Annotated in this window: 21 protein-coding genes, 1 tRNA gene and 1 pseudogene; 7 read left to right on the forward strand and 16 right to left on the reverse strand. The window is 48.5% G+C overall.

Going from position 1 to position 24423, the window contains the following annotated elements:
• Window positions 1-10: 10 nt before the first annotated feature.
• The 3 genes from WJT86_RS07870 to WJT86_RS07880 are packed head-to-tail and all read right to left on the reverse strand — an operon-like array spanning window position 11 to window position 2686.
• Window positions 11-769 (reverse strand): iron ABC transporter ATP-binding protein, encoded by a 759-nt coding sequence (locus WJT86_RS07870; RefSeq protein ID WP_346336993.1) that lies wholly within the window; start codon window positions 767-769, stop codon window positions 11-13.
• Window positions 766-1719, reverse strand: a complete 954-nt coding sequence (locus WJT86_RS07875; protein ID WP_346336994.1) for an iron chelate uptake ABC transporter family permease subunit — start codon at window positions 1717-1719, stop codon at window positions 766-768. Before WJT86_RS07875 ends, WJT86_RS07870 begins: the two co-directional genes overlap by 4 nt.
• Window positions 1709-2686, reverse strand: coding sequence for an ABC transporter permease (locus WJT86_RS07880; protein WP_346336995.1), 978 nt, complete (start codon window positions 2684-2686; stop codon window positions 1709-1711). Before WJT86_RS07880 ends, WJT86_RS07875 begins: the two co-directional genes overlap by 11 nt.
• Before the next feature lie 197 nt (window positions 2687-2883).
• Between WJT86_RS07880 and aat the strand changes: the two genes are divergently transcribed.
• Window positions 2884-3468 (forward strand): leucyl/phenylalanyl-tRNA--protein transferase, encoded by a 585-nt coding sequence (gene aat, locus WJT86_RS07885; protein ID WP_407066924.1) that lies wholly within the window; start codon window positions 2884-2886, stop codon window positions 3466-3468.
• A gap of 22 nt (window positions 3469-3490) precedes the next feature.
• On the opposite strand, the pseudogene WJT86_RS07890 reads toward aat, so the two are convergent.
• Together WJT86_RS07890 and WJT86_RS07895 are read right to left on the reverse strand one after the other, a co-directional pair.
• Window positions 3491-3838, reverse strand: a pseudogene (locus WJT86_RS07890) (DUF2155 domain-containing protein); the annotation flags it as partial.
• 285 nt (window positions 3839-4123) lie between these two features.
• Complete coding sequence (locus tag WJT86_RS07895; protein ID WP_346336997.1) at window positions 4124-4534, reverse strand: NADH:ubiquinone oxidoreductase subunit NDUFA12; 411 nt, start codon at window positions 4532-4534, stop codon at window positions 4124-4126.
• Between the two features lie 622 nt (window positions 4535-5156).
• On the opposite strand from WJT86_RS07895, the gene WJT86_RS07900 reads away from it, so the two are divergent.
• The 3 genes from WJT86_RS07900 (at window position 5157) to xth (ending at window position 11026) form a co-directional block, all read left to right on the forward strand.
• On the forward strand, window positions 5157-8870 hold the full coding sequence (locus WJT86_RS07900; RefSeq protein ID WP_346336998.1) for a vitamin B12-dependent ribonucleotide reductase: 3714 nt from the start codon (window positions 5157-5159) through the stop codon (window positions 8868-8870).
• Between the two features lie 200 nt (window positions 8871-9070).
• On the forward strand, window positions 9071-10177 hold the full coding sequence (locus tag WJT86_RS07905) for an alkene reductase (protein ID WP_346336999.1): 1107 nt from the start codon (window positions 9071-9073) through the stop codon (window positions 10175-10177).
• Between the two features lie 66 nt (window positions 10178-10243).
• Window positions 10244-11026 carry an exodeoxyribonuclease III gene (gene xth, locus WJT86_RS07910; protein ID WP_346337000.1) on the forward strand — a complete coding sequence of 261 codons (783 nt, stop codon included), beginning with the start codon at window positions 10244-10246 and terminating at the stop codon, window positions 11024-11026.
• Window positions 11027-11070: 44 nt separating this feature from the next.
• On the opposite strand, the gene WJT86_RS07915 is transcribed toward xth, so the two are convergent.
• The 3 genes from WJT86_RS07915 to lipB all read right to left on the reverse strand — a co-directional run bounded on the left by WJT86_RS07915 (window position 11071) and on the right by lipB (window position 13307).
• A complete protein-coding gene (locus WJT86_RS07915; RefSeq protein ID WP_346337001.1) occupies window positions 11071-11961 on the reverse strand; it encodes a tetratricopeptide repeat protein in 891 nt (296 codons plus the stop codon).
• 271 nt (window positions 11962-12232) lie between these two features.
• Window positions 12233-12541, reverse strand: coding sequence for a hypothetical protein (locus tag WJT86_RS07920; protein ID WP_346337002.1), 309 nt, complete (start codon window positions 12539-12541; stop codon window positions 12233-12235).
• A 58-nt stretch (window positions 12542-12599) separates the two neighbouring features.
• Entirely contained in the window at window positions 12600-13307 is a 708-nt protein-coding gene (lipB, locus tag WJT86_RS07925; RefSeq protein ID WP_346337003.1) for a lipoyl(octanoyl) transferase LipB, read from the reverse strand.
• Window positions 13308-13626: 319 nt separating this feature from the next.
• Here lipB and WJT86_RS07930 point away from each other — a divergent pair.
• From WJT86_RS07930 to WJT86_RS07940, 3 genes are all read left to right on the forward strand, one after another.
• Window positions 13627-13711, forward strand: a tRNA-Leu gene (locus WJT86_RS07930).
• A gap of 366 nt (window positions 13712-14077) precedes the next feature.
• Window positions 14078-14851: a glycoside hydrolase family 25 protein gene (locus tag WJT86_RS07935; RefSeq protein ID WP_346337004.1), complete on the forward strand. Its 774-nt coding sequence runs from the start codon at window positions 14078-14080 to the stop codon at window positions 14849-14851.
• 25 nt (window positions 14852-14876) lie between these two features.
• On the forward strand, window positions 14877-15674 hold the full coding sequence (locus tag WJT86_RS07940; protein ID WP_346337005.1) for a YdcF family protein: 798 nt from the start codon (window positions 14877-14879) through the stop codon (window positions 15672-15674).
• Between the two features lie 31 nt (window positions 15675-15705).
• Here the strand turns inward: WJT86_RS07940 and WJT86_RS07945 are convergent, their stop codons facing one another.
• From WJT86_RS07945 to WJT86_RS07980, 8 genes are all read right to left on the reverse strand, one after another.
• A complete protein-coding gene (locus WJT86_RS07945) occupies window positions 15706-16410 on the reverse strand; it encodes an ABC transporter ATP-binding protein (RefSeq protein ID WP_346337006.1) in 705 nt (234 codons plus the stop codon).
• Between the two features lie 3 nt (window positions 16411-16413).
• Window positions 16414-17184, reverse strand: coding sequence for a high-affinity branched-chain amino acid ABC transporter ATP-binding protein LivG (gene livG, locus WJT86_RS07950; RefSeq protein WP_346337007.1), 771 nt, complete (start codon window positions 17182-17184; stop codon window positions 16414-16416).
• Window positions 17181-18449, reverse strand: coding sequence for a high-affinity branched-chain amino acid ABC transporter permease LivM (gene livM / locus WJT86_RS07955; protein WP_346337008.1), 1269 nt, complete (start codon window positions 18447-18449; stop codon window positions 17181-17183). Before livM ends, livG begins: the two co-directional genes overlap by 4 nt.
• On the reverse strand, window positions 18449-19375 hold the full coding sequence (livH, locus tag WJT86_RS07960; protein WP_346337009.1) for a high-affinity branched-chain amino acid ABC transporter permease LivH: 927 nt from the start codon (window positions 19373-19375) through the stop codon (window positions 18449-18451). Before livH ends, livM begins: the two co-directional genes overlap by 1 nt.
• Before the next feature lie 179 nt (window positions 19376-19554).
• Entirely contained in the window at window positions 19555-20682 is a 1128-nt protein-coding gene (locus tag WJT86_RS07965) for a high-affinity branched-chain amino acid ABC transporter substrate-binding protein (protein WP_346337010.1), read from the reverse strand.
• 180 nt (window positions 20683-20862) lie between these two features.
• The gene (locus WJT86_RS07970) at window positions 20863-21573 is read right to left on the reverse strand and encodes a DUF599 domain-containing protein (RefSeq protein ID WP_346337011.1); all 711 of its coding nucleotides are present in this window, start codon (window positions 21571-21573) and stop codon (window positions 20863-20865) included.
• Window positions 21574-21687: 114 nt separating this feature from the next.
• On the reverse strand, window positions 21688-23694 hold the full coding sequence (locus WJT86_RS07975) for an acetyl/propionyl/methylcrotonyl-CoA carboxylase subunit alpha (protein ID WP_346337012.1): 2007 nt from the start codon (window positions 23692-23694) through the stop codon (window positions 21688-21690).
• A gap of 156 nt (window positions 23695-23850) precedes the next feature.
• Entirely contained in the window at window positions 23851-24273 is a 423-nt protein-coding gene (locus WJT86_RS07980; RefSeq protein WP_346337013.1) for a hypothetical protein, read from the reverse strand.
• Window positions 24274-24423 lie beyond the last annotated feature (150 nt).

Raw genomic sequence — 24423 nt, forward strand, 5'->3', positions numbered from 1 at the left:
TATCCCTATTCTATTCGTAGTAAACACAAAGCGGTTTGCCGTTATAATCTTCAACGACAATATCCATATCGTAGATATCTTTCAGAACATCCGGCTTAATGATCTCACTGACAGGTCCGGAATGTCTGAGTTTTCCATCTTTCAGGGCCACAATGAAATCAGCATAAAATGAAACAAAATTGATATCATGAATAACCACGATAACCGTCTTGCCCTTCTCATGAACAAGTCGGCGCAGCAGTGACATAATCTGGGCCGAGCGGCGCATATCCAGATTATTCAGCGGCTCATCCAGTAAAATGTACTTGGTATTTTGAGCAATCGCCATTGCGATATAGGCCATCTGCTGCTGACCACCACTCAACTCATCAATGAAACGTCCCTTCAGGTCATGCAATCCCGTATATGACAATGCCTCATCAATGATCTCCTGATCAGCTTCATCAAGTTTGCCTTGCGAATGCGGAAAGCGGCCAAACCGAACAAGATCCTCAACCGTGATTCTGAGGTTGAAATGCGTTGACTGCCCGAGGATCGCCAAATGCTTGGCAAGCTCGCGGGTATTCCATTGAGCGAGTGATACACCATCAATGCAGACCTCACCTTCATTCGCGGCAATCAGGCGGCTGACAAGTGAAAGGATCGTACTTTTTCCGGCACCATTACTGCCAATAAACGCCGTTATCTTCCCGGTTGGAAGCGCAATGGAGACATCCTCAACAACGGTCTTCTCTCCATAGCTCTTGGTTATATTGCGTATCTCAATCATGCATTCTTTGCCTTAAGCAGAAGATAGAGGAAGTACAGACCTCCAACGAAGTTAATGATGACGCTCAACGGTGTCCGGAACATCAAAATTCTTTCTGTCAGCAGCATTCCAAGAAGCAGCACGGTAACTGCCACCAGAATAGCCCCAAATGCCAGAATATGGTGCCGGTATGTCTTGAAAAGCGCACGCGCCAGACTGACCACCAGAATTCCCAGAAATGTTATGGGTCCGACAAGTACCGTCGCAACAGAAGTCATAACCGCAATAGAAATCAGTGAGCGCAGAACAAGCCCGCGGTAATTCACGCCCAGATTAATGGCATGCGTGCGCCCTAAACTCAGAACATCAAGTGCCCGGAAATCCCGTACAGTCATTATGAGTAATGCAACAATGATGGGGGCTGCAATCCAGAGCAGGTCAAGATTGATCCTATTGAATGTTGCGAACATCCGTCCTTCAAGTACGGAATATTCATTTGGGTCAATAATTACCTGCATGAAGTCCGCAAGCCCGCTGAACACGGTGCCAAAGACAAAGCCAACCAGAACCAGAAAATAAATATTCTGATCATCCCTCCGGAACATCAGCAGGAAAAGAAGGGTTGAAGCGCCAACCATAAGCAGCAATGTCATCAGAAAGCCCGGCACATCACTAATCATCACAAGATGGCCGCTTCCCAGTGCAAAAACGACGATTGTCTGGAGAAACAGATAAAGACTATCCAGCCCCATGATACTGGGCGTCAGAATATGATTTGTTGTTATTGTCTGAAAGACAACAGATGACAGAGCAATGGCTGTCCCAACCAGAATGATGGCACTGACAATCTTTATCCGCCGCGGAAAACTAAAGCCCCAGCTTTCCCATGAAAGCCCGACAAATACATAGGCTAGCAGCAAAGCCACGTAGGCCAGAGAAAGGACTGCAAATATCTTTGTGTTACGAGGCAAGGCTTTTTCTCCTGAACAGGAGATAGAGGAACAGCCCCCCACCTACGACGCTGAAGATAATTCCGATTGGAATTTCATACGGATAGATTATCAGCCGACCCAGAATATCACAGACCAGAACCAATACGGCACCCAGCCAGGCCGTATCGAACAATGTATTCTTGAGAGAATCTCCTTGATAGATACGCACCAGATTTGGCACCACGAGTCCAAGAAACGGGATATTTCCAACCCCTACAATTGTAACTGAAGAGATGACAGCAACAATCAATAAACCAACACGCACAACCCCGGCATGATTCAGGCCCAATCCGGTACTCATAGTCTTGCCCATACCAACAATGGTAAAACGATCAGCATAGAGATAGCAGAGGATCATAAATGGAACACTGATGTGCAAGAGCTCATAACTATCTTTGATAACGAGTGAGAAATTACCCTGTAACCATGAAGCCATGTTCTGCATAACATCATTGCCATAAGCAAAGAACAGTGTAATGGCATTCACGACCCCACCGAGCATCATACCAGCCAAAGGCACAAAGATAATATTGCGTGACTGAATGCGTTCAACAATTGCAAGGAATAAGGCCGTACCGAAAAGCGAAACCAGAAAGGCTGCTGCAACACGCAAGAACGGCGGAATATCCGGGAAAACCAGAATAGCCATCATCACACCGAGACGGCACCACTCCATTGTTCCCGCTGTTGTTGGAGAAACAAACCGGTTTCGCGTAATGCTCTGCATAATGATACCGGCAATTGCTAAACTGCTTCCGGTAATCACAATGCTGATCAAACGCGGAACACGACTGATCAGCAGAATGCGTATCTGTTCGGGGTCAAGCTTGAGTACACCAAGAAGAGCGACTTCTGTTACGCCAATAAACAGTGATATAAGGGCCAACACAATCAAAAATGCCCATTGTATCTGGCGCAACCATTTCACTTGAATATGATTGTACATACCAGATACTGCCTTTCTCCACCGAAAGAAGGAAAGAAATGGACAAGGCAAAAGCCCTATGATGTAGATCAATGTGTGTTAGCCCAGCGGCCCTGCTATGACAACGGAATAACCTGAAAAAAATCCATATGAATCTACCACTTCCGGATATAACCCCAGAAATTCTGCTAAGAGCTTATCAGGCTGGAATCTTTCCAATGTCTGACGCCGCTGATGATCCCTCATTATTTTGGGTTGAGCCAAAAAAACGAGGCATCATTCCCCTTGATGACTTCCATCTTTCAAAGCGCCTTGCAAAGACATTGCGCACCACTCCATTTGAAATCAGAATAGATTCCGATTTTCAGGGTGTTATCGAAGGATGCTCAACAACAAGAAGAGATGGTGACGGCACCTGGATCAACGCGCGCATCAAAGAACTCTATGGAGAGCTCTTTAACTTAGGCTTCTGCCACACGGTTGAAGTCTACAATGAGGGAAATATGGTTGGAGGCCTCTACGGGATCAGCCTCGCCTCAGCATTTTTTGGTGAGAGCATGTTTCACCGTGCAACGGATGCATCAAAAATTGCTCTTTGTTATCTGGTCGCCACTCTTAAGAGCAATGGTTTCACCCTATTGGACACCCAGTTCCAGACGGATCACCTTGCGCAATTCGGAACGATTGAGATCAGCCAGAAGAGCTACCTGAAACGTCTACATCAGGCATTATCAATTGCGGCCCACTGGCCAACGGAGCAAAAACTCTCCGGACAGGATGTCGTTGAAATACTGCGAAGCTAACCCTGCCTTATCTGGCAGGCGTTTCTTTAATGATATCTTTGCCGCCCTTGCATTCGAGCAGCCATACGTCAAAGACTGGATGCTCGACACCATGAAGACCTGGGCTTGAAGCAAACATCCACCCTGAAAAGATACCTTTAATTTCGTTATCAAGTGTAACTTCGTCTACTTCAACGAAAGCTGTCGTATTAGGTGTTTCTGTTGCTGGGCGGCTGTAACAGACCCGTGGTGTTATCTGAAGCGCACCAAAACGCACTGTCTCATCAATATTAACTTCGAAGGAGATAATACGTCCTGTTATCTTGTCCAGACCGGAAAAGACGGCAATCGGGTTCTTGATTTTATCAGCGTGTGCTGGAGCAATCAACATACCAAGACATAAACCGTTTACTGCCAGCAGAGCTGCAAGCTTTTTCAGGCTTAAGATTGTACGAATCGCTTTAGAAAACCGGAACACGAATAAATCCATCTGAAATCATATTTCCAAAGACTGCTTCTTTCAGCAGCTCAGATACTTACCAAATGTGGCGTTAACACGGGAGCGGATTTCATCAAAGTTTAATTTTAAACTTTCGGCACTTTCCCACGCCCTTACAGTGCAGATACCTTTATACCAATAAAAAAGGGGAAGTTCCCTTCCCCTCAATCTTTAAACTTATTGTGGCGGTGCCCAGGGAGCGTATCCTGCTGCAGGTGCAGCTGGAGATGGCTCAGCCAGTTGAGACCCTTTAGGGCGATATGCCTCCGCAGTACCTGTCATATTAGGCTTATGGGGCATTTCCCATTCACGCGGAGTATACTCTTCCTCGGAAGGTGGAACATCCTCTGTGTGTGTCAACCAAGAGCGCCATGCTGGCGGAACCTTACTGGCCTCAACAACGCCATTATAGATCACCCAGCGCCGCTCCGGACCAACTGACGGATCCAGAACTGGGCCCTGAGCCCGATAGTAGCGATTCCCGAATTCGTCGGTTCCGACAAACTGCCCCTTACGCCAAGTGAAGAATCGTGTGCCAAGTGTCTGGCCATTCCACCAGGTAAAGAACTGCAAGAAAAAGTTTTTCATATTTCATGCGCCTATAGCTAAGTTGCCGGAATATGGCGCTCAATGGAGATGAAGTCCAGTATTTTTCTAAGCTTCAAATACGGAGCGCAGCATTCTTTCGGCTACCTTATAGCTCAAATTCGATTCGAGAGTAGGCACAAGTTACAAAAACAGGCCTTTTTACGGCATAACAATAGATATTATCAAAAAATCATTTTAAATTCATGACGTTAAGTAATCATGCAATTTTTGCATATGTGCCATGCTATTTTTAATGACACCCCTACTTTCGTTTGTTAACCTGTCATTAACAAATATCCACAACACTGCCCATACCACAACATATATGGTGCGACGCGCAATCGTGATACTAATTCTTGACGAAGCAGGCCATAAGGGAATAGGTTCAAATCAACTTGCTGATCAACTGATCTTGGCCAGTCGTTTTGTCTCCCATGTATGCGTTTAAAATGTGCCGTTGTCTGGCGCGTTAGGGGAAGCATGCATCAAGTATCTTGGGGTGGGAGTGAATTGCAGTCGTTCGGATACGGGAGACTGCGCCAGATAATTTTTAGAGGTTACAGCTGCTCATGCACAAATGCATGAGCTGATGTAACTTTCCGTTTTTGAGGACTTCAGTACTATGCGGATAGATCGCCGTTATACAACAGAGGGAACATCTCCCTACTCCGCAATGAATTTTCGTTCGGCAACAAGCGAAATTCGCAATCCCGACGGATCAACCGTTTTCAAGCTCGACAACATCGAAGTTCCAGAAAGCTGGAGCCAGGTTGCTTGCGACGTTCTTGCCCAGAAATACTTTCGTAAGGCTGGCGTCCCTGCACGCCTGAAGAAAGTTGAAGAGAACGATGTTCCTTCATGGTTGTGGCGCTCGGTCGCTGATCAGGCTGCCCTTGAAGAGCTGCCAGAGAATGAGCGTTATGGTTCAGAAATTTCCTCAAAGCAGGTTTTTGACCGCTTAGCCGGATGCTGGACATACTGGGGCTGGAAAGGTGGATACTTCTCCAGCGAAGCAGATGCTCAGGCTTTCTATGATGAACTGCGTTATATGCTCGCCAATCAGATGGTTGCGCCGAACTCCCCTCAGTGGTTCAACACAGGTCTGCATTGGGCATATGGCATTGACGGTCCAAGTCAGGGCCATTTCTACGTCGACTATAAGACCGGCAAGCTTGTAAAATCGAAGTCCTCTTATGAGCACCCACAGCCGCACGCCTGCTTTATTCAGTCTGTTGCCGATGATCTCGTCAATGAAGGCGGCATTATGGATCTCTGGATTCGTGAAGCCCGCCTCTTCAAATATGGCTCAGGTACAGGTTCCAACTTCTCTGACCTGCGTGGCATTGGTGAGAAGCTTGCTGGTGGTGGCCGTTCCTCCGGCCTCATGAGCTTTCTGAAAATTGGTGACCGCGCAGCGGGTGCCATCAAGTCTGGTGGTACAACACGCCGTGCAGCTAAAATGGTTGTTGTCGATATCAATCACCCAGATATTGAAGAATACATCGGCTGGAAGGTTAAAGAAGAGCAGAAGGTTGCGGCCCTTGTTACCGGCTCCAAGGTTGCCAGCAAGCATCTTAAAGCCATCATGAAGGCCTGCACAAACTGTGAAGGCGAAGGTGATTCCTGCTTCAATCCAGAGAAGAACCCAGCTCTCAAGCGCGAAATTAAAGCAGCCCGCAAGGCTTTCGTTCCGGACAACTATGTCCAGCGTGTTATCCAGTTTGCCCGTCAGGGTTACACGGACATCGAATTCCCTGTTTACGATACAGACTGGGATTCTGAAGCTTACCTCACTGTTGCTGGTCAGAACTCCAACAACTCCGTCAGCATTACGGACGACTTCCTCCGTGCCGTCGATGCGGACGCCGATTGGAACCTGATCCGCCGTACAGATGGTGGAGTTGCCAAAACTCTTAAAGCCCGTGATCTGTGGGATAGCATCGGCTATGCTGCCTGGGCTTCTGCTGACCCAGGTCTGCACTTCAACACAACAATGAACGACTGGCACACCTGCCCTGCTGGTGGTCGCATCCGTGCATCCAACCCATGCTCGGAATATATGTTCCTTGATGATACAGCCTGTAACCTGGCTTCTGCCAACCTGCTGACATTCTTTGATCGTGAAACCAGAAAGTTCGACTCTGCAAGCTTTGAGCATGCATGCCGTCTCTGGACAATCGTTCTTGAAATCTCGGTTCTGATGGCTCAGTTCCCATCCAAGCAGATTGCAGAACTCTCTTATGAATACCGTACTCTTGGTCTGGGCTATGCCAACATCGGCGGCCTCCTGATGACCATGGGTCTGCCTTATGATTCTGCCGAAGGTCGCGCCATTGGCGGTGCCATCACGGCAATCATGACAGGTATTGCATATGCAACATCTGCGGAAATGGCTAAAGAACTCGGCCCATTCCCACAGTATGGCAAAAATGCCCAGCACATGCTCCGCGTCATTCGCAACCATCGCAATGCTGCTCATGGCAATGCCGATGGTTATGAGAAGCTGTTCATTAATCCGGTTCCGCTTGATCACAAGTCCTGTCAGGATCAGGATCTCATCCAGCATGCTATGGCCGCTTGGGATAAGGCTCTCGACCTTGGTAAGCAGCATGGTTACCGCAACGCCCAGACAACCGTTATTGCACCAACAGGTACAATCGGTCTGGTCATGGACTGCGACACCACGGGTATTGAGCCTGACTTCGCTCTGGTGAAGTTCAAGAAACTGGCCGGTGGTGGTTACTTTAAGATTATCAACCGTGCTGTTCCGGATGCCTTACGCGCTTTGGGCTATGGCGAAGCTGAAATCGCTGAAATCGAAGCCTATGCCGTTGGTCACGGTTCACTCCGTCAGGCTCCTGCCATCAATCACACCACTCTGGCTGCCAAGGGCTTCACAGAAGAGAAGCTCGAAGCCATCGAACAGGGCCTGAAATCTGCATTCGATATCAAGTTCGTTTTCAACAAATGGACAATCGGTGAAGACTTCCTGACCCAGACACTCAAGGTTCCGGCAGATAAGCTCAATGATCCTTCTTTCGAGCTGCTTCCATTCCTTGGTTTCTCGAAGGCTGACATTGAATCTGCTAACGTCCATGTCTGTGGTGCGATGACCCTTGAAGGCGCGCCTCACCTCAAGACAGAGCATTACGCTGTCTTCGATTGCGCCAACCCATGCGGCCGCATCGGCAAGCGCTATCTGTCGGTTGAAAGCCACATCCACATGATGGCTGCTGCCCAGCCATTCATTTCCGGTGCTATCTCCAAGACAATCAACATGCCAAACGAGGCAACCGTTGAAGATTGTAAGAGCGCCTACATGCTGTCATGGAAACTCGCCCTGAAGGCTAACGCCCTCTATCGCGACGGTTCCAAGCTGTCCCAGCCTCTGAACTCCGCCCTCATCAGCGATGATGAAGACGAAGCTGATGAAGCAATCGAGCAGCTCATTGCTCAGCCATCTGCTGCAAAAGCTGCCAATATTGCCGAAAAGATCGTTGAACGGATCGTTGAACGTGTTGAGCATATTCGTGAACGCGAAAAGATGCCGGCCCGCCGTAAGGGTTACACCCAGAAGGCAAGCGTTGGCGGCCACAAGGTCTACCTGCGTACAGGCGAATATGATGATGGCCGTCTCGGTGAAATCTTCATCGATATGCATAAGGAAGGCGCTGCTTTCCGTGCAATGATGAACAACTTCGCAATTGCAGTCTCTCTCGGCCTGCAGTACGGCGTGCCATTGGAAGAATATGTAGAAGCCTTTACCTTCACACGCTTCGAGCCAGCTGGTTTTGTTCAGGGCAACGAACGTATCAAGAATGCGACATCCATTCTTGACTACATCTTCCGTGAACTTGCAGTGTCGTACATCGGACGTAATGATCTGGCTCATGTTGATCCATCAGATATCGGTCACGATGCGATGGGCAGTGGTGAACAGCAGTCCAAGGCTCCGGAGCCTGCCGTTCAGATGATTTCCCGTGGCTTTACACGCGGAAAGACAGATCATCGGTTCCTGCTGGTTGCAGACAATGCAATGACAGCCAGAAACTTCACCTCTTCCGGCTCTTCCCTGCATTCGGTTGGTGCCGTTGCTCTGAAAGAAGAAGACAGCCAAGAAGAGAACAAGGAAGTTGACGCTGTGATTGAAAAGCTTGGTTTTACAGCTCCTGCTGAATCACCAACCAACATCCGCTCAGTGGATGATCGTCGTGCAGAAGCCCGCATGAAGGGTTATGTCGGCGAGGCTTGCCCGGAATGTGCAAACTTCACACTGGTTCGTAACGGCACCTGCCTGAAGTGCGATACCTGCGGTTCTACAACCGGTTGTTCATAAGTCATTACTTATTAAGACAGAAACGCCGCTCACTGAGCGGCGTTTTTTATGATCTATGCTATGAAAAATTTCTGAATATGTTCAAAACAGGTGCGCGACTACACGCACCGTTGTGCTCTACCCTGCACAATGCAATGCTGAAAATCTATATGAGAGGTCTCGAAAATTGACCTCCAACCAAAGTGAGCAGGAGATATCTAATGGCCGTTGATGCAAAGGTATTGTTTGAACCATTCAAGATGGGTGCAATTGACGTCAAAAACCGTATTGCAATGGCCCCTCTGACAAGAAACAGAGCAACCCCTGGCACAGACGCTCCAAATGAGCTCACCGTTGAATATTACCGCCAGCGTGCAACGGCTGGCTTGATTGTGACCGAAGGCGCGCAGATTTCCCAGCAAGGTCAGGGATATATCTGGACCCCCGGTATCTATACACCTGAACAGGTTAAGGGCTGGAGCAAGGTAACAGATGCTGTTCACCGTGAAGGCGGTAAAATTGTCATCCAGCTTTGGCATGTCGGTCGTGTTTCCCATACATCCCTGCAGCCGAATGGTGCGGCTCCTGTTGCCCCATCTGCCGTTCGGGCAGAAGCAAAAACTTATATTGAAGGCGGTTTTTCTGCAACCTCTGAGCCTACAGCTCTGACAATTGAACAGATTGGCGCAATTCTACAGGATTACCGTCAGGCGACACGCAATGCGCGCGAAGCCGGATTTGATGGCATTGAAATCCATGGCGCGAATGGCTATCTGATTGACCAGTTCCTGAAACCAAGCACCAATAAACGCACAGACAGCTATGGTGGCGATATTGAAGGCCGTACACACTTTGCACTTGATGTTGTTGACGTCATGACTTCTGAGTGGGATGCTGGCCACATTGGTATTCGCCTTTCACCTGTCAGCCCTGCCAATGGTATCAGTGATCCAGATCCACAGCCTGTGTTCAACCATCTGGTCTCAGAACTGAGTGAACGTAATCTGGCCTTTATCCACGTCGTTGAAGGTGCAACCGGTGGACCACGTGATATCGCACCATTCGACTATGATGCGTTAAGAAGCCGTTTCTCAGGCGCATATATTGCGAATAACAATTACAATCGGGCCATGGCAATTGATGCCATTGCTTCAAAGCGTGCTGATATGGTTGCCTTTGGCCGCGCGTTTATTGCCAACCCAGATCTGGTTGAGCGTCTGCGTATTGACGCCCCTCTGAATGAACTTCATCGCGAAACACTTTATGGTGGTGGCGCAGAAGGTTATACAGATTACCCGACTCTTGCCCAAACGGCTGAGAAAGTCTGATTTAATGAAAACTCTGAAGAGAAGGCCATCCCTTCTCTTCAGGTCATACGAGTAATGGATAGCGGTATGAAAATCGTCAGCTGGAACGTCAACTCAATCAGGCAGCGCCTTGAGCACCTCATCAATTTTCTGGATAAGGAAAAACCTGATGTTGTCTGCCTGCAGGAGTTGAAGTGCCAGGATGATGGCTTCCCCCGCCTTGAAATTGAAGGTGCCGGATACAACGTTGCTTTTCATGGACAGAAGGCATTTAACGGCGTTGCCATTCTCTCACGCCATCCAATCAATGATATCCGTAAAGGCTTACCCGGCGACGAAACAGACGAACAGTCCCGTTATATAGAAGCCGTCATTACACCGGTTGACCAGCAGGCTTTTCGTGTTGCCTCAATCTATCTACCCAATGGAAACCCGCTTGGAACACCTAAGTTTGACTACAAACTTGCATGGATGAAGCGGCTTAAAGACCACGTCCAGTCCCTTCTTCCCTATGAAGAGCCACTCGTACTTGCAGGCGATTACAACATCATTCCGGAAGAGAAAGATGCTGCCAATCCGCAAGAGTGGGTTAATGATGCCCTCTTCCAGCCAGAAAGCCGTGCAGCCTTCCGGGCAATTTTGAATCTCGGACTAACTGAAGCCCTCAGAGCCTGTTATGCCAATGATAAGCTCTATACTTTCTGGGATTATCAGGCTGGTGCATGGCAGCGAAATAACGGTATCCGCATCGACCATCTGCTGCTTTCACCTCAAGCAGCCGACAAGCTTCAGGATGTTGTCATCTATAAAGAAACCAGAGACTGGGAAAAGCCATCGGATCACGTACCGATTATTGGAATTTTTTCTTAATTATTTAAAATCAATACCTTACGTTTGTTTCTTAAAGATAAATATTAATGATTGGTGCGGTAAGTATCCGCTTTTTCCAAGGCAGCCTGCTGCTCACTCGCAGATGCTCCACTAAGAGCCCGCTCATAAAGATCAACAATCCATTGATCACGAACGGGATCAGCTTCTGAGTATGCCACTGAAAGCCACATCAGCCCCTTAACCCGCTCTTTCGGAACACCTGTGCCATTTACCAGAAGGTGCCCGAGCAGGGCCTGGGAAGGATAATGCCCCTTCTCAGCAGCAAGATTTAGCCAACGCGCAGCCTGCCGTGGATCACGACTGCAACCGTTGCCATCAATATAAAGACGGGCAAGGCTATATTGCGCATTAGGATCAGAAAAATATGAAGCTGCATAATGGAACATATCGTATGCCCGCGCCGGATTACTCTCGACATACGTTCCCTTGATGCCATCCAGAAAATAAGTCCCTAAGGCAACAAAAGCGCTTGAAACAACGGCTGCATTGGCAGAGCCCGGGTTCTCTTCAGCATTTTCATCTGCAAGCTTGGAGAAATATTCAAAAGCCTTCAGATCATCACGCGGAACGCCATCGCCATCCGCATACATGCGCCCAAGCTTCCAAAGCGCGAGGGAATGTCCCTGCGTCGCAGCATATTGCAATGCCTGAGCTGCACCAGCCTTATCACCGGAATTATAGTCACGAACCCCTGCCCGAACGGCTTCCTTAACAGAGGAGAAAACGGGCAAATCTTTTGCGGTGTTTCCCTGACGCTGAACTTCAAGCGCATGGGACGGGGCTGAATAAAGAAAGGTTGCTGCAAGAAAAACCGCAGCCGCATTAAAGAGAAACTTGCTTTCAGGAGGCAGAATCGAGGCGGGCTGGCTGATTGCCACCGCTTTCGTTTTTCCACCTGATACCCGAACTCTCATTTAATACGTCTCTCGTTTCCAGATCGCTACCGTGGTTTCTCACGATGAACCGTTTTGTGCAATGGTTCGATAGCGGTAAAAGCAAATATGGTAAAATTCCAATATCACCTCTTATGACACAGCTTTATGGCATGAAAAGGACAGGAAATATCTGACTTCTGTTTGTGGCGGGATCGCGGCACAGTACATGAGATAGACGATAGAAATAAAAATAGGCGGCACTGTGTTGTAGTGCCGCCACACTTAGATTCGCTCAAGTAAGATTATTTTCTTACCAGCCATCATTTCCATTGTGATTACAAGAGTAAGCATAGGCACGTGCATGACCCCAGTCATGACCTTCACGCTTCAACAGAAGCATGTTGCCACCCATCGTATAGACCTTTTCACGCATCGGTGCGGTCAGCCCCCAGAGATCACCCGGGGTTGTCGCAAATGGGCCATTTATTTCGCCAAGTAGTGCACAGGCCTTCACGCTTGCCTCTGTATCGACAACTTTGACCGTATTCACCCCAGATGGATAATACGAGCAGCCTGCAACTAAAAGAGCAGCCAGTGCGACAGAACAGATCTTTATCATTTTCATAGCCTATACATTTCAAAGCCTCTCAGAGAGAGGCAGGATTGCTAAAGAAGTATCACAGCTTCACCGTATCTCCGAAGATGCCTGTAAAAGTTTTACACATCATGGAGTCAACTTCTGGCATTGAAATGGGGATTCCAAGATCAACCAGACTGGTCACTCCATGTTGCTGCACTCCACAAGGCACAATTCCGGCATAATGGCTCAGATCCGGCTCAACATTCAGGCTGATGCCATGATACGAAACCCAGTGCTTCACACGAATGCCAATGGCTGCGATTTTGTCTTCAGCTGAAATACCCTTTTCAGGGCGTTTAACCCATACCCCTACCCGATCCTCACGCCGCTCACCACGAATATTGAATTCAGCAAGCGTTGCAATAATCCAGCTTTCAAGAGCTGCAACATAGCGGCGCAAATCCGGTAAACGCTTTCTCAGATCAAGCATGACATAAGCCACACGCTGGCCCGGCCCATGATAGGTATATTGTCCACCACGCCCTGAATCGAAAACAGGAAAGCGCTTTGCATCAATCAGGTCTTTTTCATTGGCAGATGTACCGGCGGTATAAAGAGGAGGATGTTCAACCAGCCAGATGCGTTCCCTCTCCCGGCCCGCTGCAATCTCGCCGACAAGCCGCTCCATCTCTGCAACTGCGTCCGGATAAGCAACAAGCCCTTCAGAGATCACCCATTCAACGGGAGCCATATCATGCGACGGAAACTGGGTTGGGACACCATCCAGCTCATCAAGAACACGCATTGATCTTCTAACCTCCCAGCCGAACTTCTCAACTGAATCGACAGATAGCGCTGAATACATCCAGCACAAGATTATTATCTGATTAGTAGCGCATATCCATAAGAAGAACAGCTATTTGATCACATAAAAACCCACATTCTCTAAAAACAAAGAAAAATCAAAATTAACCAATAAAAATCAAATGGTTAAACAGTAAAAAACATAAAAAAAGCAAAAGAAAATGAAATATTCCAATATTCCTTTGCGAACGGGCTTGTCGACTGCGAGGCAATCTGTTACACGCTCCTCTCGGTCGGAGAAATTCGGCTGTTTTCTACCTGCGGCCATGGCGGAATTGGTAGACGCGCTAGCTTGAGGTGCTAGTTGGGAGACCAGTGGAGGTTCGAGTCCTCTTGGCCGCACCATTCCTTCTCGAAGGAATAATGACGAAGCTGCTGTTCTCAGCAGCTTTTTTATTTTCTGCTCTTCATTTCAAATAAACATCCTCGATCATTTAAAATGATTTCAGCTCCCTTGGGATGCCTGAGCTTACCAAGCAATAGCTTGGCTCACCTGATCAACAGCTCTCAACGCAACAATAAAGTTATAGACAGAACAAAAATCCATTCAGGATAAATTAACCCTGTTTATCAGACAAAAATTAACCCTTCTGACGCATTAGTGATCATAGGTCTATGTAACCATGAATTGAGCATATGCAGTCTAACGCTTTTATATTTTCTAAGAAACGCTCTACGGCACCGTTTCTGTCTTTCAGGAAAACTGTGTGCATGGCGCTTGCCGCAGGTATCAGCTTGTTCGCAGGAGCCTGTGACAATTCTATGAAGGGTGACGCTCGTCCCCATGCAGGCGTTGCCAGAGCCCATCGTCTGCCAATTCATGGTATTGATGTTTCTAAATGGCAAGGCACAATCGACTGGTCCGCGGTTAAGGCTGCCGGTACGAAGTTTGCCTATATCAAATCCACAGAAGGTGGCGACCACATCGACAGCAAGTTCTATGAAAACTGGAACAATGCTGCCCGGGCTGGTGTTCCACGTGGCGCATACCACTTCGTCTTCTGGTGCCGCCCAGCTGAAGAACAGGCAGAATGGTTCCGCCGGAATGTTCCCGCAGACCCAAATGCCCTCCCCCCGGTTCTGGATGCTGAATGGAATGGTTTCTCCAAGAATTGTCCCAAGAAGCTCCCTCGTGAGCAGGCTCTTCAGATGATGCAGACCATTTTGAAGGCTATGGAAGAGCATACCGGCAAGCGGCCAATCATCTACACCGACATCACATTCCATGAAGATGTTCTCGAAGGTGCTTTCAACGACTATCCATATTGGATTCGCAGCACCGCTGCCGAACCTCACACACGTTATAAGAGCCGCCGCTATACATTCTGGCAGTTCACGACAACAGGTCGCGTCCCGGGTATCAAGGGCGATGTGGACAGAAATGCCTTTTACGGCAGTGAAGATGAATGGAAAACCTTTATGGCAACCCATTGCGAGCCGCGAGATATCAATAGGCTGCAACGTGTTGGCCTCTGCGTGAAGTAACAATTCACCTCAGACTGAAGGTTATATGTTTTACTATCTTTCGAAGATTGTCTGGTTTTTCGCCACACCATCAAATCTGTTGCCGAGCATCGCACTGCTCGGCATCATTATTATTGCATTCACACGCTTTCGGAAAACGGGCCTTACATTTGCAAGTGCCGGTATCCTCCTGACATTCATCTGTGGCCTACTGCCTGTTCCCAACTGGGTCATGCTACCCCTCGAACAGCGCTTCCCTACCCATCAACCAACAGATGCTTCAATTGACGGTATCATTGTTCTGGGTGGTAGCGTTGCCGGTGACGAAACCATGATGCGCCAGCAGCTGAATGTGAATGAGGCCGGAGAGCGTGTGATTGCCATGGGTGATCTGGCTCGCAGATATCCTAATGCCCGTATTATCTTCTCCGGTGGTGGCGGCAATATGGTCTATAAAGGTGTACCAGAAGCCAAAGCTGTTGAAGCTTACTCTGAAACCCTTGGTATTCCGGCATCCCGCATCGAATTCGAAGGCAAATCCAGAACAACGCGCGAAAATGCTATCTACACACGGGAAATGGTTACACCCAAGCAAGGTGAGCGCTGGCTTCTTGTGACATCAGCCTGGCATATGCCACGCTCTGTCGGCTGCTTCCGTAAGGCCGGCTTTAATGTCATTGCCTACCCGGTCGATTTCAGAACGCGCGGACCACAAGACAGCCGCCGATTATCAGCCTTTGTTTCAGGCGGCTTAAGACGCCTTGATACTGGTGCAAAAGAGTGGATGGGCCTGATAGCCTATTACTTCATGGGGTACACAACAGAGCTTCTGCCCAAGCCATAAAATAAAAACCGCAGTTTCTGCGGTTTTTTTATTAAAGCTCACCAAGATAGGCTTTTCTAACGGCATCATTCTTGAGGAGATTGGCACCTGTATCTTCCAGCACCACACTACCATTCTCAAGGACATAGCCGCGGTCCGCGACCTGCAATGCCTTATGGGCATTCTGCTCAACCAGAAAGACCGTAACACCTCTGTCACGGATCTGACGAATAATGTCGAATATCTGATTGATAATCATAGGTGCCAAGCCAAGTGTTGGCTCATCAAGTAGCAATAGTCGTGGCTTACTCATCAAAGCACGGCCGATTGCCAGCATCTGCTGCTCACCACCGGACATGGTTGCACCGCGTTGCTCAAAACGTTCTTTCAGGCGTGGGAACAGATTGAAGACAAACTCCATCCGCTCTTCAATCTCTGCGTTTCCTGCAAAGAAAGCTCCCATGCGCAAGTTCTCGTAAACTGTGAGTTCCGGGAAAATACGACGCCCTTCCGGTGAGATGGCAATACCCTGCTGCATGCGCAGATGAGTTGGAATCGTATTGATATCCTTGCCCTCAAACAAAACCTGCCCGCTGGTTGCCCGTGGTGTCCCACAGATTGTCATGAGCAGGGTTGTCTTGCCTGCACCATTCGCACCAATAAGCGTAACGATCTCGCCTTCTTTAACTTCAACAGAAACACCATGCAGCGCTTCAACCGCACCGTAGTGTGTATGTACCTGTTCGAGCTTGAGCATATCTCAGTCCTCCCCCAGGTAGGCTTTGATAACGCGTTCATCCTGCTGGATGCGCTTTGGTGTATCGGTTGCAATTGGCCGACCATATTCCATCACCAGAATACGATCAGAGACATCCATGACCAGACGCATATCATGCTCAATGAGAAGCACAGCAACGTGATTTTCACGACGCAGGCGATCAATAAGATGCTGCAGCTCCAGTTTCTCCTGCGGATTAAGGCCAGCAGCAGGCTCATCCAGTAAAAGCAGCCGCGGCTCTGTAATCATGCAACGGGCAATCTCAACACGACGCTGATGCCCATAAGCCAGTGTACCTGCCTCGCGGTTGGCAAACTCGCCCAGACCAAGCTGTTCGAGCCAGAACATTGCACGGTCAAGGGCCTCACGCTCATACCGACGATAACGCGGCAAGGAGAACAAACCAGACAAGAAGTTATTATTGACCTGCCGATGCTGGGCAACCAACAGGTTCTCAAGCACCGTCATACTCTTGAACAGGCGTATATTCTGGAATGTCCGGACAATACCACGACGGGCAACCTGATGGCTTGGGAGACCCGTAATAGACTCACCCGCAAATGAGACGTGGCCTGATGTCGGCTTATAAAAACCAGAAACACAGTTAAACACCGTCGTCTTGCCAGCACCATTCGGACCAATAATCGCAAAAATTTCCTGCGGATGAACCATAAAGGAAATGCCATCGACAGCTACGAGACCGCCGAATTCCATCCGAAGATCGGATACGTGGAGTACGTCTTTCGGACTCATGCTTTAACCTTCACCTGACGACGACCAACCGGCAGGAGGCCCTGTGGACGCCAGATCATCATAATAACGAGAATTGCCCCGAAATAGAGCATCCGATATTCAGCAAAACCTGTGCCAGTCGTTACAAGAACGGCAATCAGAATACCACCGACGATAACCCCAAGCAGTGAGCCCATACCACCGACAACCACGGCAACAAGAATGAGAACAGATTCAAGAAATGTAAAAGCCTCAGGGCTGACAGAGCCCTGCTTGGCAGCAAACAGCGCACCAGCAACACCGGCGAAACCAGCACCTAATGTAAAGGCTATCAGCTTAAGAGCGGTTGGATTAAGCCCTAAAGAGCGGCAGGCGATCTCGTCTTCTCTCATTGCTTCAAGCGCGCGCCCAATAGGCATACGTGACACCCTTATGGCGACGAGAACAGCGCAGACGGCAAAGAATATGCCTAGGATATAGAGGTAATATTGCATGTGAATGGTCTGGAACTTCCAGCCCATAATCTGATGGAACGTCTGAACACCTTCCTGAGACGGACGCAATGCCATCTCATAACCAAACACAGATGGCTTAGAGACGCCATTCAGACCGCCCGGCCCTCCAAGGAAGTCAATATTCCGGGCAACAAGGCGGATAATCTCGCCGAAACCAAGCGTCACAATTGCCAGATAGTCACCCCGCAGACGCAGAACCGGGAACCCGAGAACCAGACCAGTAATCGCAGCGAGTACAACCGCAATCGGCAAGCTCTGCCAGAAACCGAGGCCATAATGAATATTCAGAACAGCATAGGTGTAACCGCCAATGGCATAGAAACCGGCATAACCAAGGTTCAGCAGCCCGGCAAAACCAACGACAATATTCAGCCCCAACGCCAGAATGACATAAATCATTGCGAGCTGGCCTATTGAGATTTGCGCACGATCACCGAATGCCAGAACAGCAAAAGCCCCAAGAAGAAGCAGACATAAAGCCAACTGCTGATGGCGCGGTGTCAGCTCGGGCGTCGTAAACCTGGGCAATCCAGACAGGCCCTTCGACAGGAACGGGCGAATAAGCTGGAAACAGAAAACCGCAGCAGCGCCGTAAAGCAGGAAGCTCCACTCATAAGACAGAGACAAAGCGGTTTCTGGCGGACGTGGCGGCTCAATATGCAATGCGAAGATCGGCATTAACATGAGAACTGTTAGAATGGCAGCAATCAGGGCATGCTTGATGCTGTCAGCAAAGATATTGCCTTGCCCCGCGTTCTGATAATGAGACATCAGACTTTCTCCATGCTGGATTTGCCGAGAAGGCCTGTTGGCAGGAAGAGCAGAACGAGGATCAAAAGGCCGAAGGATATCACATCCTTATATTCGGAGCTCCAGTACCCCTGGGCAAATGTCTCAACAAGGCCGAGAACAAAACCACCCAGCATCGCACCAGGAATTGAACCGATACCGCCAAGAACGGCAGCCGTAAACGCTTTCATACCAATGATGAACCCGATGAACGGATTAATCTTGCCCGTGGATTGCCCAACCAGAACACCACCAACGGCAGCCAGCACCGCACCGAGCATGAAGGTAAAAGAAATAACCCTGTTGGTATCAATGCCAAGCAGATTAGCCATCGACATATCCTGAGAACATGCCCGACATGCCTGCCCCAACCTGGAATGCTTGATGAACATCGTCAAAGCAACCATCAGGATAACAGTGACAGCAATGATCAGCATGCGTGAATATGAGAACGTGACGTCAAACTGCCCACCAAGGCTGAATGACCACGTACCACTCAGGATATCAGGCACCGCCAGATCATAGGCACCCTGCCCCAACGCAACGTAATTCTGTAAGAATACAGAAACGCCAAGGGCAGAGATCAGAGGCACCAGACGCGGTGCACCACGAAGTGGCTTATAGGCAACCTGCTCAACCGCATAACCATACAAACCGGTTACAGCAGCTGAAATCAGAAGCGCTGAGCCGAGAATGACGGGAACAGGTAAACCACTGGCTGCACCAAAAGCAGTAAGAACAACAAGCCCGACATAGGCACCGATCATATAGATCTCACCGTGAGCAAAGTTGATCATTCCGACAATGCCGTAGACCATCGTGTAACCAATGGCGATCAGAGCATAAATCGCTCCAATACTCAGACCATTAATCAGCTGCTGAAAAAATTGAGAAAGAAAATCTGTCATCGTACCCCATCTGACACATCACGGTCGTAACAGGCAAGACTATTAGGCTCAAACTATGGGGAGAAGCATCATTAAAATACAGGCCAATATGGCCTAATGCCCCATCCAAATAACTCAATAAAATTCAAGAAAAGCGTTGGCAGCAATATACCGCCAACGCTTCTTGTATTAGTCAGGACTTAAGGAGCAGGAACGCGTGAACCGTCCTTCTTTGTTTCATAGATAACGAACTTAAAGTTGGTCAGATCGCCCTTCTTATCGAATCCAATCTTACCAATTGGCGTATTGAAGGTGTTGCCATGAATGTATTCAGCAACTTCAACAGAATCCTCTGACTTTGCGCCTTTGATTGCATCAGCAATAACGACAACCGCACTGTAAGCTGGCAGCTGGAAGGTACCGGAAGCATCACGGTTCTTTGTCTTGAACTGCTCAACAATCTTGGCATTTTCAGGATCAGCCGAGAAGTCGGCAGGCAATGTCATCAGTGTGCCTTCAACAGCCGCACCCGCAATAGACGCAAGAGCACTATTGGCAATACCTTCTGGCCCCATAAACGTTACATTGAGCCCCTGCTCACGAGCCTGACGCTCAAGCAGGCCAAGTTCCGGGTGATAACCACCAAAATAAACGAAATCGACGCCACTTGATTTCAGCTTGGTAATCAAAGCTGAATAATCACTTTCGCCAGCATTCAGGCCTTCGAACAGAACAACCGGAACCTTTGCCTCATCCAGTTTGGCTTTCACAACGGAAGCAAGTCCCTGACCATAAGACTGTTTGTCATGGACAATCGCGATATTCTTCCACTTGCCTTTAGAGACAATGTACTCAGCCGCAATTGGGGCCTGCTGGTCATCACGACCAATACTGCGGAAAATGCTGTGACGCAGCTTAGCCTCTGTCAGCACCGGAGCAGTGGATGATGGGGTAATCATAACAATTCCCTCACCATCATAGATGTCAGCGGCAGGAATTGTTGAACCCGAGCAAACATGGCCAACAACAAACTTGATGCCATCACTGACAATTTTATTAGCAACTGTCACAGCCTGCTTTGGCTCGCAGGCATCATCATAGAGCACAGCCTCAAGTTTCTTGCCATTAACACCACCAGCGGCATTAATTGCTTCAATAGCAGTAATATAGCCTTCCTGAACCATATCACCATATTGCTTAACAGAGCCTGTCATCGGACCAGCAAAGGCAATCTTGATGGTTTCTTCGGCCATGGCAGAACCCGACATGCCGAGAACAAATGCGGCAGACATTGCCAGAGCAAACTTCTTTGCTTTCAAAATCTTCATAGTGTTTCCCCGTTAAAACGCAAAAGCGTAGAGAATTCAGACAGCCCGAGACATTAAGGCTAAATTCGTTTGGAATTACAGCCTGCTAGACCTCAAGTGTCAAGCCATCAGACATTAATCTAAAGGTGGGTGTGAACTATTTTCATCTGCTGCATAAATCTGAGAGTTTAAAAAGAAGAGTTATTGTTTTTTTATGCGGTGGTGAACTGCAGCCTGCACTTCAGAGGCAAACTGCCGACGCCACATAACAAAGATGACAGCAACAGTTGCAAGCATCAGGGCATATGCGCTGATAAACCAGCTTAAGTAAGCCAGAGCAAAGAAAAAGGCGCGTTGTCCGCGGTTGAAATGTCGCCCACCGACCGTATTCATACGGGCAGCCCTCTCGGCTGCTTCATAGGCCGCCTCCTTATCTTCATCCGTTGATTGTCCAAAACGGATAACAGGAACAGCTCCAACCAAAATCGCGGCATAATTAAAAATGCGATATGCCCATGAAAATTTGAAAAAGGTGTAGATGAAAATAACTGTCAGGCCAAAAACCCGAACCTCCCAGCCCAGACGGTTCATTTCCTCACCAAAGGGAAAACTGCTCATGACACCCAGGACTTCATCAGTTGAGCGAAACAATGTCAGTGACGCACCGATTGCCAGCAATGAAGTTGAAGCAAAAAATGCAGCACCGTTCTGAAGAGTGGCCATGATCGTCGTGTCAACAACACGATTATCCCGAACAACCAGCTGCTGCATCCATGTCTGCCGATAGCCATCCATAGTCTGGTTGAGGCTTTTCCGGGCGGTATTACGCTCGAGAATGATGTTATATCCGAACCAGGAAGCAAAGAAGATGATCAGAGCAAGAACATCAACATGCGTAAGACCAAGAATCATCGCTCACCCTCTGAATTTTTCTAATTACTAACAAATCATCAGAGAATTAGCATCTATTTGCAGAAATAAAAAAGCCGGAGAAAATCTCTGGCTTCTCTGGAAAATCATTATTGATCAGGCTGTAAACTCGAGGATTTCAGCATCCACAGCCAAGCTATCTCCCTCACGGGCAAATATTTTGGCTATAGTTCCATCTCTTTCAGAACGGAGGATATTTTCCATTTTCATTGCTTCAACAATGCACAATGGATCACCCTGTTTGACCTCAACACCTTCTGTGACAAACACACTCTTGACGAGGCCAGGCATCGGGCAAACAACCTGCTTGCTACTGGTATTATCCTGTCGTTCAGGCATAAAGCGCATCAGCTTCGCGGCAGAGGCGCGATAAATGACAATATCAGCACTACAACCACCATGCATCACGCGAGAGCCATTCAGAACGGGGCGTATCTGAGCAAACACAACATCGCGGTCAATATGCCCTGCCCAGACAGGATTACCCGGTTGCCATGCTGAAATGACACGGACAGGTTCTCCGTCAATAGAGATCAGCAGAGTTTGCTGGCGCTCCTCAACTTTTACAGAATAGCTCTGCTTTCCGAGAATAGCGACGCGATTCTGCTCAACTTTCAGAGCCCCAGCCGGGCGAATGCTCTTTGAGACCTCACGCTTACGTTGATTGTGAACATGCTCGGCAGCAACGGCAATAGCAATGAACTGGCGAGCCATATCCCCTTCAGGAAGTGCCGGCTTATATCCCTCCGGGAATTCTTCTGCCAGCAGATTGGTCGAGAGTTCCCCAGATAGCCAACGAGGATGGTTCATCAATGCTGCAAGGAAGGCAATATTTGGCCGAACCCCTTCAATAGCAAGTGAATCAAGAGCTTGTCGCTGTGCCTGAATCGCTTCAAGCCGAGTTGGCGCATGGGTGATCAGTTTGGCAATCATCGGATCATAATAGACCGAGATTTCACCACCCTCTTCCACACCACTATCTGTTCTGACTGTGACACCATCAGCATTCACATCGCTTTCTGGTTCACGGTAGATAGTCAAGCGCCCGGTTGAAGGCAGGAAGTTGCGTGTTGGATCTTCCGCATAAATCCGGCTCTCAATAGCCCAGCCTTTAAAGTGAATGTCACTTTGCGCATAACTGAGCTTCTCGCCGTAAGCGATACGGATCATCTGTTCGACAAGATCAACACCGGTAATCATTTCTGTAACCGGATGCTCAACCTGCAAACGTGTATTCATTTCCAGAAAATAGAATGACTTATCCTGCCCGGCAACAAACTCAACCGTACCGGCAGAATCGTAATCAACGGCTTTTGCCAGAGCAATGGCCTGATCAGCCATCTTCTGACGCGTTTCCTCATCAAGCAGAACACTCGGGGCCTCTTCGATGACCTTCTGGTTACGGCGCTGAATAGAGCACTCTCTTTCACCCAGATGGATAATATTGCCGTGCTTATCACCGAGAATTTGTATTTCGATATGACGTGGGTTCGTAATGTATTTTTCAACGAAGATACGGTCATCAGCAAATGAATTAGCAGCCTCAGAACGGGCAAGCTTAAAGTTCTCTGCCATTTCCTCAGGGCCGTTTACAATACGTATCCCCTTACCGCCACCGCCAGCAGAAGCTTTGATCATGACTGGATAGCCAATTTCCTCAGCAATGGTAATTGCGTGTTGCGGGCTCTCTATGACACCCATAAAACCAGGAACTGTCGAGACACCTGCTGCTGCTGCCAAGCGTTTTGACTCGATCTTGTCGCCCAGCGCAGAAATTGCTCTCGCACTTGGGCCAATAAATGTAATACCTGCCTGTTTTAAAAGTTCAGGAAATTCGGCTCGCTCAGACAAAAACCCATAACCCGGGTGAACAGCCTCGGCTCCAGTCTCCTTACAGGCCTCAATAATTCTATCCATATTCAGATATGATAAGGCAGATGGAGCTGGCCCAATCATGACAAACTCATCGGCCATTTCAACGTGCATAGCATCACGATCAGCCTCAGAGCATACCGCTACAGTTTTGATCCCCATTTTGCGTGCCGTCTTAATAATTCGGCATGCTATTTCACCACGGTTCGCGATTAATATTTTTTTGAACATAGGCCATTCCGTCTGTTGTTGTGCAGGCAGAAAGCAGCACTGCCTCCCAAGCAGTACTGCGTCCCAGTAACATCAATCTTGTAGCAAGATCGAAGCGCTGCGAACAGATCATTCCGGCCATTTTAGCCGAAAGAACAGCAAGCCATAAGTATATGATTATGCAGCTGTACGGACGTCCAATGCGTGCAAATCAGAGGTAAATCCCTTAGCAAACCGACGCAAGTATTCATCGACACAATGCGTTTCGGAAACAATAGCTGCTGCAATTCGAAAAGCACGCTCTGTCGGGACACCAATATCAAGGGAAGAGATCAGCCAACTGACGTAATCATGGGAGAGCATACCACCCGTGGAAACGGTCTGGCGTAAAGTAAATGAAAGCAATGCCTTAACCAGAAAATCGCCCCAGGCCTCAGGAACATGAACCAAACGATCGAGCGCAATCAGCGCATCGGCCTCTGAACGATTTGAAATTCCTTCACGACAGATTTCCTCACGTAGCAAAGCTACGTCTGCATCATCGATATTCCCCTTATCGATCATACGGTCAATGAAAATGCGTAAAGAACTGCCAATCATTTAAACTCTCCGGTCCCCTTCTCGTACCTGACACCATCTCACCACCGACAGAAAACTAAAAGGTTAACGCCAGAGAGCTTCATTGCAGTGCGGTTAACCGACCCTCACTTTCTTTGGTTTCCAAATTATTATCAGCATGAAAAAAGCGGC

Origin of the sequence: Hohaiivirga grylli, assembly GCF_039655745.1 — a bacterium.
Classification (GTDB): Bacteria; Pseudomonadota; Alphaproteobacteria; order Rhizobiales; family Beijerinckiaceae; genus Hohaiivirga; species Hohaiivirga grylli.